The sequence below is a fragment of the Pseudomonas sp. YH-1 genome, from assembly GCF_051990045.1.
In the GTDB taxonomy this organism is placed as follows: Bacteria; Pseudomonadota; Gammaproteobacteria; order Pseudomonadales; family Pseudomonadaceae; genus Pseudomonas; species Pseudomonas nicosulfuronedens.
On the sequence record NZ_CP178184.1, the window covers coordinates 2,847,751 to 2,864,346 of the forward strand.

The 16,596-nt window shown below is 63.7% G+C and carries 17 protein-coding genes; 14 read left to right on the plus strand and 3 right to left on the minus strand.

Features of this window, described 5'->3' with window-relative positions; translation table 11 throughout:
- Positions 1 to 55: 55 nt before the first annotated feature.
- From tilS to ispD, 6 genes are all read left to right on the plus strand, one after another.
- Positions 56 to 1,375: a tRNA lysidine(34) synthetase TilS gene (gene tilS / locus ACKI1H_RS13305; protein WP_440468584.1), complete on the plus strand. Its 1,320-nt coding sequence runs from the start codon at positions 56 to 58 to the stop codon at positions 1,373 to 1,375.
- Positions 1,376 to 1,546: 171 nt separating this feature from the next.
- Positions 1,547 to 3,175, plus strand: coding sequence for a CTP synthase (locus ACKI1H_RS13310; protein WP_440468585.1), 1,629 nt, complete (start codon positions 1,547 to 1,549; stop codon positions 3,173 to 3,175).
- A gap of 2 nt (positions 3,176 to 3,177) precedes the next feature.
- On the plus strand, positions 3,178 to 4,023 hold the full coding sequence (gene kdsA / locus ACKI1H_RS13315) for a 3-deoxy-8-phosphooctulonate synthase (RefSeq protein WP_440468586.1): 846 nt from the start codon (positions 3,178 to 3,180) through the stop codon (positions 4,021 to 4,023).
- Positions 4,024 to 4,130: 107 nt separating this feature from the next.
- Positions 4,131 to 5,420: a phosphopyruvate hydratase gene (gene eno / locus ACKI1H_RS13320; RefSeq protein ID WP_015476278.1), complete on the plus strand. Its 1,290-nt coding sequence runs from the start codon at positions 4,131 to 4,133 to the stop codon at positions 5,418 to 5,420.
- A gap of 61 nt (positions 5,421 to 5,481) precedes the next feature.
- Positions 5,482 to 5,766 (plus strand): cell division protein FtsB, encoded by a 285-nt coding sequence (ftsB, locus tag ACKI1H_RS13325; RefSeq protein ID WP_017521200.1) that lies wholly within the window; start codon positions 5,482 to 5,484, stop codon positions 5,764 to 5,766.
- Positions 5,763 to 6,461: a 2-C-methyl-D-erythritol 4-phosphate cytidylyltransferase gene (ispD, locus tag ACKI1H_RS13330; protein WP_138522680.1), complete on the plus strand. Its 699-nt coding sequence runs from the start codon at positions 5,763 to 5,765 to the stop codon at positions 6,459 to 6,461. Before ftsB ends, ispD begins: the two co-directional genes overlap by 4 nt.
- Before the next feature lie 119 nt (positions 6,462 to 6,580).
- Here ispD and yedF read toward each other — a convergent pair whose 3' ends face one another.
- The 3 genes from yedF to ACKI1H_RS13345 all read right to left on the minus strand — a co-directional run bounded on the left by yedF (position 6,581) and on the right by ACKI1H_RS13345 (position 8,995).
- Complete coding sequence (gene yedF, locus ACKI1H_RS13335) at positions 6,581 to 6,829, minus strand: sulfurtransferase-like selenium metabolism protein YedF (protein ID WP_138522678.1); 249 nt, start codon at positions 6,827 to 6,829, stop codon at positions 6,581 to 6,583.
- Positions 6,795 to 8,021, minus strand: coding sequence for a selenium metabolism membrane protein YedE/FdhT (yedE, locus tag ACKI1H_RS13340; protein WP_440468587.1), 1,227 nt, complete (start codon positions 8,019 to 8,021; stop codon positions 6,795 to 6,797). The genes yedF and yedE overlap by 35 nt, the downstream gene beginning before the upstream one ends.
- Before the next feature lie 89 nt (positions 8,022 to 8,110).
- Positions 8,111 to 8,995, minus strand: coding sequence for a LysR substrate-binding domain-containing protein (locus ACKI1H_RS13345; RefSeq protein ID WP_138522674.1), 885 nt, complete (start codon positions 8,993 to 8,995; stop codon positions 8,111 to 8,113).
- Positions 8,996 to 9,211: 216 nt separating this feature from the next.
- On the opposite strand from ACKI1H_RS13345, the gene ACKI1H_RS13350 reads away from it, so the two are divergent.
- The 8 genes from ACKI1H_RS13350 to rpoS all read left to right on the plus strand — a co-directional run bounded on the left by ACKI1H_RS13350 (position 9,212) and on the right by rpoS (position 16,244).
- On the plus strand, positions 9,212 to 10,324 hold the full coding sequence (locus ACKI1H_RS13350; protein WP_138522672.1) for an S-(hydroxymethyl)glutathione dehydrogenase/class III alcohol dehydrogenase: 1,113 nt from the start codon (positions 9,212 to 9,214) through the stop codon (positions 10,322 to 10,324).
- A gap of 51 nt (positions 10,325 to 10,375) precedes the next feature.
- Positions 10,376 to 11,227, plus strand: coding sequence for an S-formylglutathione hydrolase (gene fghA, locus ACKI1H_RS13355; RefSeq protein ID WP_440468588.1), 852 nt, complete (start codon positions 10,376 to 10,378; stop codon positions 11,225 to 11,227).
- A 59-nt stretch (positions 11,228 to 11,286) separates the two neighbouring features.
- Positions 11,287 to 11,760: a 2-C-methyl-D-erythritol 2,4-cyclodiphosphate synthase gene (gene ispF / locus ACKI1H_RS13360; protein WP_440468589.1), complete on the plus strand. Its 474-nt coding sequence runs from the start codon at positions 11,287 to 11,289 to the stop codon at positions 11,758 to 11,760.
- The gene (truD, locus tag ACKI1H_RS13365; RefSeq protein ID WP_138522668.1) at positions 11,757 to 12,815 is read left to right on the plus strand and encodes a tRNA pseudouridine(13) synthase TruD; all 1,059 of its coding nucleotides are present in this window, start codon (positions 11,757 to 11,759) and stop codon (positions 12,813 to 12,815) included. Before ispF ends, truD begins: the two co-directional genes overlap by 4 nt.
- Positions 12,803 to 13,561, plus strand: coding sequence for a 5'/3'-nucleotidase SurE (surE, locus tag ACKI1H_RS13370; protein ID WP_440468590.1), 759 nt, complete (start codon positions 12,803 to 12,805; stop codon positions 13,559 to 13,561). The genes truD and surE overlap by 13 nt, the downstream gene beginning before the upstream one ends.
- 25 nt (positions 13,562 to 13,586) lie before the next feature.
- The gene (locus ACKI1H_RS13375; RefSeq protein WP_088418250.1) at positions 13,587 to 14,222 is read left to right on the plus strand and encodes a protein-L-isoaspartate(D-aspartate) O-methyltransferase; all 636 of its coding nucleotides are present in this window, start codon (positions 13,587 to 13,589) and stop codon (positions 14,220 to 14,222) included.
- Between the two features lie 73 nt (positions 14,223 to 14,295).
- Positions 14,296 to 15,144, plus strand: a complete 849-nt coding sequence (locus tag ACKI1H_RS13380) for a peptidoglycan DD-metalloendopeptidase family protein (protein ID WP_440468591.1) — start codon at positions 14,296 to 14,298, stop codon at positions 15,142 to 15,144.
- A 95-nt stretch (positions 15,145 to 15,239) separates the two neighbouring features.
- Entirely contained in the window at positions 15,240 to 16,244 is a 1,005-nt protein-coding gene (rpoS, locus tag ACKI1H_RS13385; protein ID WP_138522664.1) for an RNA polymerase sigma factor RpoS, read from the plus strand.
- Positions 16,245 to 16,596 lie beyond the last annotated feature (352 nt).

Sequence of the window (16,596 nt, forward strand, 5' to 3'; positions counted from 1 at the left end):
GCAGTGCGGGTGACGAGGTATCCTTGCCTCGTCCCCGACCCTGCCGATCTGCGCCATGCCTGCTGATTTCGAATCCCGACTGCTGAATTTCCTCGCGCTCTGGCGCAACGCGCCGGCGTGGCGTGTCGCATTATCCGGCGGGCTGGATTCCACTGTTCTCCTGCACCTTCTGGCGCAGATCGCCTCTCGCGAGGCCTTGCCGCCAATCTCCGCCATTCATGTGCACCATGGCCTGCAGGCTGTTGGTGATGCCTGGCCGGAACACTGCCAGCACTTCTGCGATTCCCTTGGCGTGCCGATGCGGGTGGTCCGCGTGCAGGTCGATGACGGTGCGAGCCTGGAGCGCGCCGCGCGCGAGGCGCGGTATACGGCTTTCGCCGAGGCGCTGGGGGAGGGCGAATGCCTGCTGACCGGCCAGCACCGTGACGATCAGGCGGAGACCGTTCTGTTCCGGCTGTTCCGCGGTGCCGGGGTGCGGGGGCTGTCCGGGATGGCCGCCTGTCGTCCGCTGGGCTCTGGTGTGTTACTGCGCCCGCTTCTGGGGATTCATCGTGCGGAGCTGGAACGGTACGCCCGCCGCCATGGGCTGAGCTGGGTGGAGGACCCTTCCAATGCCTGCGACGATTTCGACCGCAACTACCTGCGCAACCGGGTGCTGCCGGGCATCGTCCGGCGCTGGCCCTCGGCCGTCGAAACCATCACTCGCAGCGCCGAGCACCTGGCGGAAGCCGACAGGCTGCTCGGCGAGTTGGCACAGGGCGACTTGATTTCCGCCGGCGCCCGCAACGAATACATCGGTATGCAATTGCCTTCGCTGGCCATCGCCGCGTTGGCGGAGCTGAGCGAGCCTCGCCAGCGCAATGCGTTGCGCCACTGGCTCGCCCCTCTGGCGCGATTGCCTGATAGCGCCCATTGGGCCGGCTGGCGCAACCTGCGCGATGCCCGCGAAGACGCCGAACCGATCTGGCGCCTAGCCGACGGCGAGTTGCGCCGCGCTCACGGACGCCTCTGGTGGTTGGCCAATCCCTGGCTGGATTTCGTACCGATCAATCAGATCTGGAAGGCTCCCTCGCAGGAGCTTTCGCTTCCGGGTAACGGTTCGTTGCGTTTCGACGGCGAGCCGCCACATGGGCCGTTGGAGGTTCGTTATCGCCAGGGTGGCGAGGTGATGTCACTGATTGATCGTGGCCGGCGCGACCTCAAGCGGCTGCTCAACGAAGCGGCGATTCCGGCTTTCATGCGAAGCCGCCTGCCGCTGCTCTGGCGAGCCGACGAACTGCTCGGCGTGGCCCTGCTGCCGGGCCTGCGGGTGGAGGCAGGGCAGGGCTGGACCCTACGCTGGACACCTCCGACGAATGACTCGGGTTTGAGCTGATAGCGGCTTTCCGGTAGACTACGCTCCCGTCTTGTACAGCTCCTGTTGATTCGCCTGCGAATCAGTGGGAGTTCGCTATTTTCACGACGAAGTCGTGAGCCGGGTCTTGTACCCGACACCTTCGCTTCCCCGGCGGCCGAGCCGCCTAAACGCTGACATTCAGGGCTTTTCATGACGCGCTACATCTTCGTCACGGGTGGTGTTGTTTCTTCATTGGGGAAAGGCATCGCCTCGGCTTCCTTGGCTGCCATTCTGGAAGCGCGTGGCCTGAAGATCACGATGCTCAAGCTGGACCCCTACATCAACGTCGACCCGGGCACCATGAGCCCGTTCCAGCACGGTGAGGTGTTCGTCACCCACGACGGCGCTGAGACCGACCTCGATCTGGGCCACTACGAGCGTTTCGTTCGTACCACGATGACCCAGAACAACAACTTCACCACTGGCCGCGTCTACATGGACGTGCTCCGCAAGGAGCGCCGTGGTGATTATCTGGGCGCCACCGTGCAGGTGATCCCGCACATCACCGACGAGATCAAGCGTCGCATCATCAAGGGCGCCGGCGATGCCGACGTGGCCCTGGTTGAAGTCGGCGGTACCGTCGGTGATATCGAGTCGCAACCCTTCCTCGAGGCCATCCGCCAGCTGCGCGTGGAAATCGGCTCGCGCCGCGCCATGCTGATGCACCTGACGCTGGTTCCGTACATCGCCACCGCTGGCGAGACCAAGACCAAGCCGACCCAGCACTCGGTCAAGGAACTGCGCTCCATCGGCCTGCAGCCGGACATCCTGATCTGCCGCTCCGACCATCCGGTGGACGTGTCCTCCCGTCGCAAGATTGCCCTCTTCACCAACGTGGAAGAGCGCGCGGTCATTTCGCTGGAAGACGTCGACACCATCTACCGCATTCCGTCCGTACTGCACGCCCAGGGCGTCGACGACCTGGTCGTCGAGCGCTTCGGCCTGGAGTGCGGCCCGGCCGACCTGTCCGAATGGGACCGCGTGGTCGACGCCAAGCTCAACCCCGAGCGTGAAGTCACCATCGCCATGGTCGGCAAGTACATGGAACTGCTCGACGCCTACAAGTCGCTGATCGAAGCCATGACCCACGCCGGCATTCAGAGCCGCACCAAGGTCAACCTGCGCTATATCGACTCCGAGGACATCGAGCAGCAGGGCACCAGCCTGCTCGAAGGCGCCGACGCCATCCTGGTTCCGGGCGGCTTCGGCCTGCGCGGCGTGGAAGGCAAGATCACCGCCGTGCAGTACGCCCGTGAGAACAAGGTTCCGTACCTGGGCATCTGCCTGGGTATGCAGGTGGCTGTCATCGAATACGCCCGCAACGTGCTGGGGTGGAGCGATGCCAACTCCACTGAGTTCGACAAGTCCAGCGGCCACCCGGTCGTCGGCCTGATCACTGAATGGCAGGACGCTACCGGCGCCACCGAAGTGCGCACCGAAGCTTCCGACCTGGGCGGCACCATGCGCCTGGGCGCCCAGGAGTGCCTGCTGTCCGCCGGCACCCTGGTGCACGACTGCTACGGCAAGGAAGTGATCGTCGAGCGTCACCGTCACCGCTACGAAGTGAACAACAACCTGCGTCCGCAACTGGAAGCCGCCGGCCTGAAGATTTCCGGCCGCTCCGGCGACGGCGCGCTGGTGGAAGTCGTGGAAGCTCCGGACCATCCTTGGTTCGTCGCCTGCCAGTTCCACCCGGAGTTCACTTCCACCCCGCGTGATGGCCACCCGCTGTTCAGCGGCTTCGTCAACGCCGCCCTGAAGCAAGCCGGGAAAGCCTGAACATGACCCAGAAGATCATCCGCGTCGGTGATATCCAGATCGGCAACGACCTGCCGTTCGTGCTGTTCGGCGGCATGAACGTGCTGGAGTCGCGCGACCTGGCGATGCAGGTCTGCGAAGAGTATGTGAAGGTCACCGAAAAGCTCGGTATCCCTTACGTATTCAAGGCCAGCTTCGACAAGGCCAACCGTTCCTCGATCACCTCGTTCCGTGGTCCGGGCATGGAAGAGGGGCTGAAGATCTTCGAAGAGATCAAGAAGACCTTCAACGTGCCGGTCATCACCGACGTGCACGAGCCTTACCAGGCCGCTCCGGTGGCCGAGGTCTGCGACATCATCCAGCTGCCGGCCTTCCTCTCTCGGCAGACCGACCTGGTCGTGGCCATGGCCCAGACCAAGGCGGTGATCAACATCAAGAAGGCCCAGTTCCTCGCGCCGCAGGAGATGAAACACATCCTGCGCAAGTGCGAGGAGGCGGGTAACGACCAGCTGATCCTCTGCGAGCGTGGCTCCTCCTTCGGGTACAACAACCTGGTGGTGGACATGCTCGGCTTCGGCATCATGAAACAGTTCGAGTACCCGGTGTTCTTCGACGTGACCCACGCCCTGCAGATGCCGGGTGGTCGCGCCGATTCCGCCGGCGGCCGTCGCGCCCAGGTCACCGACCTGGCCAAGGCCGGCATGAGCCAGGGCCTCGCTGGTCTGTTCCTGGAGGCCCATCCGGACCCCGAGAACGCCAAATGCGACGGTCCGTGTGCCTTGCGCCTGAACAAGCTCGAGCCTTTCCTGTCCCAGCTCAAGCAGCTGGACGACCTGGTCAAGAGTTTCCCCACTATCGAGACTGCCTGAGAATCCGCTCGATGTGCCCCGCAGCGCCAAGTGCTGCGGGGCATCGAGCAGGTTCTGATGTCTCACCAGCCGCCCCGTTTATCTCTATCTTCGGAGTGTTATCAAGAATGGCAAAGATCGTCGACATCAAGGGCCGTGAGGTCCTGGACTCCCGCGGCAACCCGACCGTTGAAGCGGACGTGATCCTGGACAACGGCATCGTCGGCAGCGCTTGCGCCCCGTCCGGTGCATCCACCGGTTCCCGCGAGGCTCTCGAACTGCGCGATGGCGACAAGAGCCGTTACCTGGGCAAGGGCGTGCTGAAAGCCGTGGCCAACATCAATGGCCCGATCCGCGACCTGCTGCTGGGCAAGGACGCGGCTGACCAGAAAGGTCTGGATCACGCGATGATCGACCTCGACGGCACCGAGAACAAAGGCAAGCTGGGCGCCAACGCGATCCTGGCCGTCTCCCTGGCTGCCGCCAAGGCTGCCGCCCAGGCCAAGGGCGTACCGCTGTACGCGCACATCGCCGACCTGAACGGCACCCCTGGCCAGTACTCCATGCCGGTTCCGATGATGAACATCATCAACGGCGGCGAGCACGCCGATAACAACGTCGACATCCAGGAGTTCATGGTTCAGCCGGTTGGCGCCAAGAACTTCGCCGACGCGCTGCGCATGGGCGCCGAGATCTTCCACCACCTCAAAGCCGTGCTGAAGGCCCGTGGCCTGAACACCGCCGTCGGTGACGAAGGTGGCTTTGCGCCGAACCTGGCTTCCAACGAAGACGCCCTGGCCGCCATCGCCGAAGCGGTTGCCAACGCCGGCTACAAGCTGGGCGACGACGTCACCCTGGCCCTGGACTGCGCTTCCTCCGAGTTCTTCAAGGACGGCCAGTACGACCTGGAAGGCGAAGGCAAGGTGTTCAGCGCCGAAGGTTTCGCCGACTACCTCGCCGGCCTGACCCAGCGCTACCCGATCATCTCCATCGAAGACGGCATGGACGAGTCCGATTGGGCTGGCTGGAAAGTCCTGACCGACAAGATCGGCGAGAAGGTCCAGTTGGTGGGTGACGACCTGTTCGTGACCAACACCAAGATCCTCAAGCGCGGCATCGACGAGAAGATCGGCAACTCGATCCTGATCAAGTTCAACCAGATCGGCTCGCTGACCGAGACCCTGGAAGCCATCCAGATGGCCAAGGCCGCCGGCTTCACCGCCGTGATCTCGCACCGTTCGGGCGAAACCGAGGACAGCACCATCGCTGACCTGGCCGTCGGCACTGCCGCTGGTCAGATCAAGACCGGCTCCCTCTGCCGCTCCGACCGCGTTTCCAAGTACAACCAGCTGCTGCGCATCGAAGAGCAGCTGGGCGCCAAGGCGCCGTACCGTGGTCGCGCGGAATTCCGCGGCTGATCCTAGTCTGGTACGGTGAAGGGGTGGCACGAGCCACCCCTTTGCGTATGGAGCTGAAGGTTTGAGGTTACGTAGCCCTTACTGGCTGTTCGTTGTGCTGATCCTGGCGCTGGCCGGCCTGCAGTATCGTCTGTGGGTGGGTGATGGCAGCCTGGCGCAGGTGCGCGACCTGCAGAAGCAGATCGCCGACCAGCAGGGCGAGAACGAGCGCCTGCTCGAGCGTAACCGCATCCTCGAGGCGGAAGTCGCCGAGCTCAAGAAAGGCACCGAGACCGTCGAGGAGCGTGCGCGCCACGAACTCGGCATGGTCAAGGACAAGGAAACCCTCTACCAGCTCGCGCAATGACCACTCCCGCCTTCTGGGCCGTGATCCCGGCCGCCGGCATCGGTTCGCGGATGCGCGCCGACCGCCCCAAGCAATACCTCGACCTTGCCGGTCGCAGCATTCTCGAACGCACCCTCGACTGCTTCCTCGGCCATCCCCGGCTGAAGGGCCTCGTGGTGTGTCTGGCCGCCGACGATCCCTGGTGGCCGACCCTGCCGAGTGCTTCCAACGAGCTGATCCAGCGTGCCGACGGTGGCCGCGAGCGCGCCGATTCCGTGCTCAATGGCCTGCTGCGCCTGACCGAACTGGGCGCTGGCAGCGACGACTGGGTGCTGGTGCACGACGCTGCCCGGCCGAATCTGGCTCGCGCGGACCTGGATCGTTTGTTGGGCGAGTTGGAGTTCGACGGCGTCGGTGGCCTGCTTGGTGTGCCCGCGCGGGACACCCTGAAGCGCGTTGGTACTGACGGCCGCGTAGTGGAAACCATCGACCGCAGCGTGGTCTGGCAAGCCTACACCCCGCAGATGTTCCGCCTAGGTGCGTTGCATCGCGCGCTCGCCGATGCGCTGGTGGCCGAGGCGGCCATTACTGACGAGGCTTCTGCCATGGAGTGGGCGGGCTACGCACCGCGCATGGTGGAAGGGCGGATAGACAACATCAAGGTCACCACCCCGGAAGACCTGCAGCGCCTGCAGCGCAACTTCGCCAAGCACTGACTCTCTCCCGCAAATAACTGCCTCGGTACCGTAGGGCGAATAACCTGGAACAGGTTATCCGCCGGCTCTTCCAGACGCGGCGCATAACGCTGGCGCGTTGTGCCCCCAGCGAAGCCGCTTCAGCCTTGTAGCGGCACTTCGATCAGGAAACGGAACAGCGCCCCGTGCTGCTCCACCGCCAGGCAATGGTAGCCATGGCGCTGGGTGTCTTCCGGAATGCCATGCACCGACTGCGAACAGTCGGTGATCACCTCCAGCAGGTCGCCCGGCTTGAGCGTCTCCAGGGTTTCCAGGGTGGCGATGGCGTTGTACGGGCAGTGTTCGCCGCGCAGGTCAAGCGACAGCGTCGGCGTCTTGGTTTCGGACATCGTTGGCTTTCCGTTTACGAGTGAAGCGTTGAGCGTTGAGCTGCAACAGCAGCATGCACAGCGCGAGACCGGCGAAAGTGATCAGCAGGCCGCCGCCGGGGCCGAATTCCTGCAGCAGGTTGAGCTTGGGATAGGGTAGGGCGAGGCTGGTGCCGAGCTGGTCCCAAAACACGGCGACCAGGGTGCCACCGATCACGTTGCCGACACCTACTACCCAGAAGTGCACCTGGCCCTCCATCGAGCGGTACATCCAGCCCGTCTCGCAGCCGCCGGCCAGCACGATGCCGATGCCGAACAGTACGCCGCCGATCACGGCATTCGGGCCCATCCAGAAGATCTTTGGCGGCAGGCCGTTGTGGATAGCCGCGAAGGTGCCCACGCAGGCTGCTGCCATGCCCAGCAGGATACCCAGTGCGGCCTGGGTACGGCCGGTGGTCCAGAGGTCGCGGGCGGCACTGGTGAAGCAGATCTGTGCGCGTTCGATCAGGCCGCCGAACAGCAAGCCGAACAGGCAGGCCATGCCGAGCACCAGCGAGACCTCGAAGCGCCAGGCGGCGAACAGTGCAGCGATGGCCAGTACGCTCATGCCCAGGCGCCATTGCAGCCTGGCGCGGCGGGCCAGGGCCTCGGCGCTGGGCAGGGCGGCAGGCTTGCCGCCTACTTTTAACGGAATACGCAGGAAGGGCAGCAGGCTGATCTTCACGCCGAACCAGGCACCGATCACGGTGGAAAACATGAAGGCCCAGGCATGCACCGAGAACATCGGGATGCCGGTGAAGAAGGCGGCCAGGTTGCAGCCCATGGCCAGGCGCGCGCCGAAACCGGCGATGACCCCGCCGATCAGGCCTTGCAGCAGACGCCGTTTGCTGGTCGGCCAGCGCAGGCTCACGTTGCCGGCCCAGAGCGCGCAGACCAGCGCCCCGAGGAACATGCCGATGATCATCACACCATCGATACGGTCGAGCGGCGTGCCTTGCAGGCCGATGATCTTGAAGTAGCTCCACTCCTGCGGTTGCAGGCCGAACCAGGTCAGCACGTGGCCGCCCCAGCGGGTGAACTCGCCGGTGACGGCCCAGAAGGTGCCGGTCATGGCGAAGTAATAGGCGGAGATGACGCCGAGTGCGACCAGAGTCGGCAAGGGTGACCAGAAACGCAGCAGGTAGCGTTCGCGGAAGCTGGAAAGGGCAGACATGCTGTCGTCCTTGAAACTATTGGTGGGAAACCGCCCATTTTAGCCAATCGAAGCCGCCGCCACTTGCTGCAAGACAAGGGGGAATAGTCCTAGGCAGGCTGCAGGTGCTGTAAACCCTCCTTCAGATGATCCACCAATTGCCGCACCTTGGGCGACAGGTGCCGCTGCTGTGGATAAAGCGCCCAGACCCCCGTGTTAGGTGGTTGGTGGGCCTCAAGCAGGGAGATCAGGCGACCGCTGCGCAGGTGTTCCAGCACGTAGTAATCCGGTAACTGGCACAGGCCGAATCCGCGCAGCGCTGCGTCGAGAACCGCCTGGCCGCTATTGCAGCGCCAGTTTCCCTGCACTCGGTGTTGGGTTTCGCGGCCGTCCTCGAGGAAGCTCCACTGGTCGCTGCTGCCCACCAGGCAGTTGTGCTGTGTCAGTTCCGCCACGCTTTGCGGTGTGCCGTGACGAGTCAGGTAGTCCGGAGTAGCACAGAGGTACATCACACGTGGCGCCAGGCGCGTGGCCACCAGCCGCGAGTCGCTCAGGCGGCCGAGGCGGATCGCCAGGTCGAAGCCTTCGTGGAACAGATCGAGCTGTCGGTTCGACAGCTCGATCTCCACCCGCAGCTGGCGGAACTGCGCCATGAACTCGTTCACCAAAGGCACCACGAAACGCTCGCCATAGGCCACCGCGCAGGTCATGCGTAGCAGGCCCTTGGGCTCAGCGGATAGATCGCTGACCGCTCGCAATGCCTCTTCGCGCGCATCCTGGAGGCGTCGGCAATGCTGCAGGAAAGTCTGGCCGGCTTCGCTCAGCGTTACCTTGCGGGTATTGCGGTAAAGGAGGCGGGTCTGCAGCCGCTCCTCCAGTCTCGCGACCTGGCGGCTGACGTGGGACGATGACACGCCCAGGCGCTCGGCGGCAGCGGTGAATTGGCCGGTTTCGGCGACGGCGACGAATTCGTCCAGTCCTTCCCAGCGGTGCATCTGGATTATCCCTGTATGGCAATAATGTTTTGATTATTGCCTGATTATTCCCTGAAACGAGGTTTTCTACACTTCCAAGGCTTTGGGGCGTGCTTTTGGCGCGTTACCCCGAACGTTCCCCGACGTGGCCCAGGCCCGTCCCGGTTTCTCGGCCGTCGCGCCGAACCCGTCCGCCCCTGGCGGACGTTGTCGTTTCCTTCGTTCAGGAGTTTCCCGATGATCAAGTCCCGTGCCGCCGTCGCCTTCGCCCCCAACAAGCCGTTGGAAATCGTCGAAGTGGATGTGGCGCCGCCGCAGAAGGGCGAAGTGCTGGTGCGCATCGTCGCTACCGGCGTCTGTCACACCGACGCCTACACCTTGTCCGGCCAGGATTCCGAGGGCGTGTTCCCGTGCATCCTGGGCCACGAAGGCGGCGGCATCGTCGAAGCGGTCGGTGAGGGCGTGACCTCGCTGAAAGTGGGTGACCACGTGATTCCGCTGTACACCGCCGAATGCCGCGAGTGCAAATTCTGCAAATCCGGCAAGACCAACCTCTGCCAGGCTGTACGCGCCACCCAGGGCAAGGGTCTGATGCCTGACGGCACCAGCCGTTTCTCCTACAAGGGCGAGCCGATCTTCCACTACATGGGCTGCTCGACCTTCTCCGAGTACACCGTGCTGCCGGAAATCTCCCTGGCCAAGATCCCCGAGGAAGCACCGCTGGAGAAGGTCTGCCTGCTCGGCTGCGGCGTTACTACCGGCATCGGCGCCGTGCTGAACACCGCGAAGGTGGAAGAGGGCGCTACCGTCGCCATTTTCGGCCTCGGCGGTATTGGCCTGGCGGCGATCATCGGCGCGAAGATGGCCAAGGCGTCGCGCATCATCGCGGTGGACATCAATCCGGCCAAATTCGACATCGCCAAGGAACTGGGCGCTACCGACTTCGTCAATCCGAAGGACCACCAGAAGCCGATCCAGGAAGTCATTGTCGAAATGACCGACGGTGGCGTTGACTATTCCTTCGAGTGTGTGGGCAACGTCCAGCTGATGCGTGCGGCGCTGGAGTGCTGCCACAAAGGCTGGGGTGAGTCGACCATCATCGGCGTCGCCGGCGCCGGCCAGGAAATCAGCACCCGTCCGTTCCAGCTGGTCACCGGCCGTGTCTGGCGCGGTTCCGCCTTCGGCGGTGTGAAAGGCCGCACCGAGCTGCCGAGCTACGTGGAAAAGGCGCAGAAGGGCGAAATCCCGCTGGATACCTTCATCACCCACACCATGGGCCTGGAGAAGATCAACGAGGCCTTCGACCTGATGCATGAAGGCAAGAGCATCCGCTCCGTCATCCATTACTGATAGGCATGCCGGGGCGTGCGTGCGCCCCGGCCTTGCAGGAAGGAGATTTCCATGACGGATTCCATCGAACTGATCAGCAGCCAGAAGAGTTTCGGCGGTTGGCACCAGCGCTATCGCCATCGCTCCGAAACCCTCGGCTGCGACATGGCCTTCGCGGTCTACCTGCCGCCCCAGGCCGAGCCCGAAGCGGGCCTGCCGGTGCTGTACTGGCTGTCCGGCCTGACCTGCACCGACGAGAACTTCATGCAGAAGGCCGGCGCCCAGCGCATGGCTGCCGAGCTGGGGATTGTCATCGTCGCGCCGGACACCAGTCCACGTGGGCCGGAAGTGCCCGGCGATCCGGATGGCGCGTGGGACTTCGGCCTCGGCGCCGGTTTCTACGTCAACGCCACCCAGGAGCCCTGGGCGCGCCACTACCGCATGCACGATTACGTGGTGCAGGAGCTACCGGCGCTGATTGAGGCAAACTTCCCGGTTTCCCAGAAACGCGGCATCAGCGGCCACTCCATGGGTGGCCATGGTGCGTTGATCTGCGCCCTGCGCAATCCGGGTCGTTACCTGTCGCTGTCGGCCTTCGCGCCGATCACCCATCCCAGCGATTGCCCGTGGGGACAGAAGGCGCTGGGACGCTTCCTGGGTGAGGATGTTGCCGCCTGGCGCGAGTGGGATGCCGTAGAGCTGTTGGCGAATGCCAGTGAACGACTGCCGATCCTGGTGGACCAGGGGGATCGCGACGACTTCCTCTCCGTGCAGCTCAAGCCCGAAGCCCTGCGCGAAGCCGCCGCTGCAGTCGGTCATCCGCTGGAACTGCGCCTGCAGCCCGGCTACGACCACAGCTATTACTTCATTGCGAGCTTCATCGAAGATCACCTTCGCCACCACGCTGCGGCGCTCTGCGGCTGACACCCTCTGCGCGGTGATCCGGTAGAATCGACGCCCTGACATCTACAGGGCGTTTTTTCATGCGTATCGGACATGGCTACGACGTACACCGCTTCGGCGAGGGCGACTTCATCACCCTCGGCGGCGTGCGTATTCCCCACAAGTTCGGGCTCGTTGCCCATTCCGACGGCGACGTGCTGCTGCACGCGCTCTCCGATGCTCTGCTGGGCGCCTGCGCGCTGGGCGATATCGGCAAGCACTTCCCCGACACCGACCCGCAGTTCAAGGGCGCCGACAGCCGCGCGCTGTTGCGCCACGTGCTGAGTCTGGTGGAGGCCAAGGGCTGGAAAGTGGAGAACGTCGACACCACCATCATCGCTCAGGCGCCAAAGATGGCACCGCACATCCAGGGCATGCGCGAAACCATCGCCGCCGACCTGAAGGTCGAACTGGACCAGGTCAACGTCAAGGCCACCACCACCGAGAAGCTCGGCTTTACCGGCCGTGAAGAGGGCATTGCGGTCCACGCCGTTGCCCTGCTGGTTCGCGCATGACGGAGCTGGAACTGCTGGGCCCGCGCGCCCATGGCGACGCCTGCGGAAGTGCCGTGCTCAAGGCGGTGGCGGAAGACTTCCAGGTCGACGAAGTGCTGGACATCCCGCTCTCCGGTGACGGCGAACACCTCTGGCTGTGGGTCGAGAAGCGCGGCCTGAACACCGAGGAGGCCGCCCGTCGCCTGGCCCGTGCTGCCGGCGTGCCGGTGAAGATGATCAGCTACGCCGGCCTCAAGGATCGGCAGGCGCTGACCCGCCAGTGGTTCAGCCTGCACCTGCCTGGCAAGTCCGATCCGGACTTGGCCGCTGCCGAGGACGACAGCCTGCGCATCCTCGAGCGCAATCGCCATCGCCGCAAATTGCAGCGCGGCGCGCATTCGGCCAACGGCTTTACCTTGCGCCTGACCGAATTGCAGGCGGACCGAGAGCAGCTCGAAAGGCGTCTGAAAGCCATCGTCGCCCAGGGCGTGCCGAACTACTTCGGTACCCAGCGTTTCGGCCATGACGGCGGCAACATCTTTGACGCCCGTGGCTTCGCCGAGCGCGGCAAGCTGCCGGAGCATCGCAACATGCGCTCGCGGATGCTCTCGGCGGCCCGCAGCTATATCTTCAACCAGGTGCTGGCCCGCCGCGTGGCGGAGGGCACGTGGAACCAGGCGCTGGTCGGCGACCTGCTGGCGTTCACCGACAGCCGCAGCTTCTTCCCCGCCGGCGAAGCGGAGTGCTCCGACCCGCGCCTCGTAGCACTCGACCTGCACCCCACCGGCCCAATGTGGGGTGAGGGCGGTTCGCCGGCGACGAGCCGTCCCGGAGAGATTGAAAGCAGCGTGCAGCAGGCGGAGATGGCGCTTTGCCAGTGGCTCGCCAGTGCGGACATGGCGCACGAACGGCGTATTCTGCGGCTCCCCATCCCGGGGCTTACATGGCATTATCCCGCCCCTGACATTCTGCAACTGGAATTCGTCCTGCCGGCTGGCTGCTTCGCCACCGTGGTAGTGCGCGAGCTGATCGACCTCGTGCCGGCAGGGCAGACGGAAAGCCCATGCGCATATTGATTGCCAACGACGACGGGGTCACTGCACCCGGTATCGCCGCGCTTCACGACGCGCTGTCCGATTATGCGGACTGCATCGTGATCGCCCCGGAAGCCGATCGTAGCGGAGCGAGTAGTTCGCTGACGCTGGATCGGCCGCTGCATCCTCATCGCCTGGGCAATGGTTTCATCAGCCTCAACGGCACCCCGACCGACTGCGTGCACCTGGGTCTCAACGGCCTGCTCGAAGAGGTGCCGGAGATGGTCGTCTCAGGCATCAACCTCGGCGCCAACCTGGGCGACGACGTGCTCTATTCGGGCACCGTGGCGGCGGCCCTGGAAGGCCGCTTCCTGTCCCGCCCGGCCTTCGCCTTCTCGCTCTGCTCGCGCCTGACGGACAACCTGCCGGCCGCGATGCACTTCGCCCGTCTGCTGGTGGAGTCCCATGAGAGGCTCGATCTGCCGCCGCGTACCGTGCTCAACGTGAACATTCCCAACCTGCCGCTGGAGCGCATCAAGGGCATCCAGTTGACCCGCCTGGGCCATCGCGCTCGTGCGAAGCCACCGGTTAAGGTGGTCAACCCTCGCGGCAAGGAAGGCTACTGGATCGCCGCTGCCGGCGATGCCGAGGACGGCGGCGAGGGCACCGATTTCCACGCGGTCATGCAGGGTTACGTGTCGATCACGCCGTTGCAGATGGACCGGACCTTCCGGGAGGCGTTCAATGTCCTTGGCGACTGGCTCGGAGGGCTCGACCATGGCCAATGAATTGTCGCGCCGCGGCGGGATTGGTATGACCTCCCAGCGCACCCGCGAGCGCCTGATCCAGCGTCTGTACGAAGAAGGCCTGTCCAACGCCCACGTGCTGGAAGTGATCCGTCGTACGCCGCGCCACCTGTTCGTCGACGAGGCGCTGTCGCACCGCGCCTACGAAGACACCGCGCTGCCCATTGGGCACAACCAGACCATCTCGCAGCCTTTCATGGTGGCGCGGATGACCGAGTTGCTACTGGCCGCGGGCCCGCTGGACAAGGTACTGGAGATCGGCACTGGCTCCGGCTACCAGACTGCCGTGCTGTCGCAACTGGTGGAGCGGGTGTTCTCCGTCGAGCGCATCCAGGCCCTGCAGGATCGCGCCAAGGAGCGACTTGCGGAGCTAAACCTGAGAAATGTTGTCTTTCGTTGGGGTGATGGCTGGGAGGGCTGGCCCGCTCTGGCGCCTTACAACGGCATCATCGTCACCGCGGCAGCGGCCGAGGTCCCGCAGGCGTTGCTGGATCAACTGGCACCCGGGGGGCGGCTGGTGATTCCGGTCGGCGGTGGCGAGGTGCAGCAACTGATGCTGATCGTCCGCACCGAGGACGGCTTCCAGCGCCAGGTGCTGGATTCCGTACGCTTTGTCCCGCTGCTCAACGGTCCGCTAGGCTGAGAGCAAGCCGTTCAAGGCTGCGGTAACCGCCGGCCAGTGAGGCTGGACGTCAATTCATGGATAAGGGGGATGGGTGAGCTTGACAGCGACCCTGTGTCAACGGAACTGGATCAAGGGCCTGGGCCACGCTGTGGTGGCCATTGCCGTCTGCTCTCTGCTGGCGGCCTGTTCTTCGACTTCGCGCAGCACCACGACCGTGGTGGACCGCAACGCGCAGCAGAAGCCGACTGTCACCAGCGGCCAGTACGTGGTGCGTCCCGGTGACACGCTGTATTCCATCGCCTTCCGCTATGGCTGGGACTGGAAAGCCCTGGCCGCGCGCAACAACATCTCCGCGCCGTACACCATTCGCCCGGGGCAGGCCATCCGCTTCGATGGTGGCTCGTCGATAGCGCCGTCTGTCGCAAAAAACACAACGCCTGTCGCGCCGGTAGTTGTCAACAAACCGACATCAACCCCGGCAACCGCCAGCAAACCGATCACTCCTGCCGTCACCACTCCCGCGCAGACGCCCGCCAGCGGCGGAACTCCGGCGGTCGCAGGGGGCGCTCCGGGGGGCTGGATATGGCCGACCAATGGCACTCTTATTGGGCGTTTTGCATCAAACGGCAGTTTGAATAAAGGGATTGATATAGGCGGGCAATTGGGCCAGCCTGTCCTGGCTGCGTCTAATGGCACGGTGGTGTACGCCGGTAGTGGTTTGCGGGGCTACGGCGAACTCGTGATCATCAAGCACAGCGATACCTACGTAAGCGCCTACGGTCACAACCGCAGGTTGCTGGTGCGGGAAGGGCAACAGGTCAAAGTCGGGCAGAACATTGCCGAGATGGGCTCCACAGGGACCGACCGGGTGAAGCTGCACTTCGAGATTCGCCGCCAGGGTAAACCTGTAGATCCGCTGCAATACCTGCCAAGTCGTTGACGCTTGCTGTTCCCCTGCGTGGGTGAGCGGGCCTAGGTGTCCTAAGGATAAGGACGCACCTGGGCTTGTTGTCGAACTCAGCAAGGGATAACGACATGGCACTTAAAAAAGAAGGGCCGGAGTTTGACGTCGATGATGAAGTGCTCCTGCTGGAGCCTGGCATCATCCTCGAAGAGTCATTTGCCGAAGAGCAGGTATCGCTTCGAGTCACTCCTAAAGCCACCTCACTCTCCTCTCTCAAGCAACACAAACACATCGACTACACGCGGGCGCTCGACGCGACCCAGTTGTATCTGAATGAAATCGGTTTCTCGCCGCTCCTGACGCCGGAAGAAGAAGTCCACTTTGCGCGCCTCGCGCAGAAGGGCGACCCGGCTGGTCGGCGGCGAATGATCGAAAGCAACCTGCGTCTGGTGGTGAAGATCGCGCGACGTTACGTCAATCGCGGTCTTTCCCTGCTCGACCTGATCGAAGAGGGCAACCTCGGGCTGATCCGCGCGGTGGAGAAATTCGACCCGGAGCGTGGCTTCCGCTTCTCCACCTATGCGACCTGGTGGATTCGTCAGACCATCGAACGGGCCATCATGAATCAGACCCGCACCATCCGTTTGCCAATCCACGTGGTGAAGGAGCTCAACGTCTACCTGCGGGCCGCTCGCGAGCTGACCCACAAGCTGGACCACGAACCGTCGCCCGAGGAGATCGCCAACCTGCTCGAGAAGCCGGTGGAAGAGGTCAAGCGGATGCTCGGTCTGAACGAGCGGGTCACTTCGGTGGACGTTTCCCTCGGCCCGGATTCGGACAAGACACTGCTCGATACCCTGACTGACGACCGTCCCACCGATCCCTGCGAACTGCTGCAGGATGACGACCTCAGCGAGAGCATCGACCTCTGGCTGTCGGAGCTGACCGACAAGCAGCGTGAAGTGGTGATTCGCCGCTTCGGCCTGCGCGGTCATGAAAGCAGCACCCTGGAGGAAGTCGGCCAGGAAATCGGCCTGACCCGCGAGCGGGTTCGGCAGATCCAGGTCGAGGCCCTCAAGCGTCTGCGCGAGATCCTCGAGAAGAACGGCCTGTCGAGCGACGCACTGTTCCAATAGTGTTCAGGTCGACAACGAAGAAGCCCGGATGATTCCGGGCTTTTTTATGCGTCGCGATGTAAGCATTCGCTTACACAGTGTGTGAGCGTTCAGCTTGAAGTGTCGCCAGCTCTGACGTCGAATTTTTGTATCTTATTGTTTTGTAAGTATTTTATTTCAATGAGGGGCGACATAAGTGGTAGCTGCGCGGAAGTGTCCCAGTTGCCGCGTTCCGCCAGACGGGTACTATCACTCCTGCGTACACGGAAAGGCGCAGGCCGGTAAGGATGTCGGTCAGGAACCCCCGCAGGATGCGGTTCATCAGGATGATGAAGAAGGGAAGAAAGAGTGGGCGGGTTATCCCGCCCCTTTT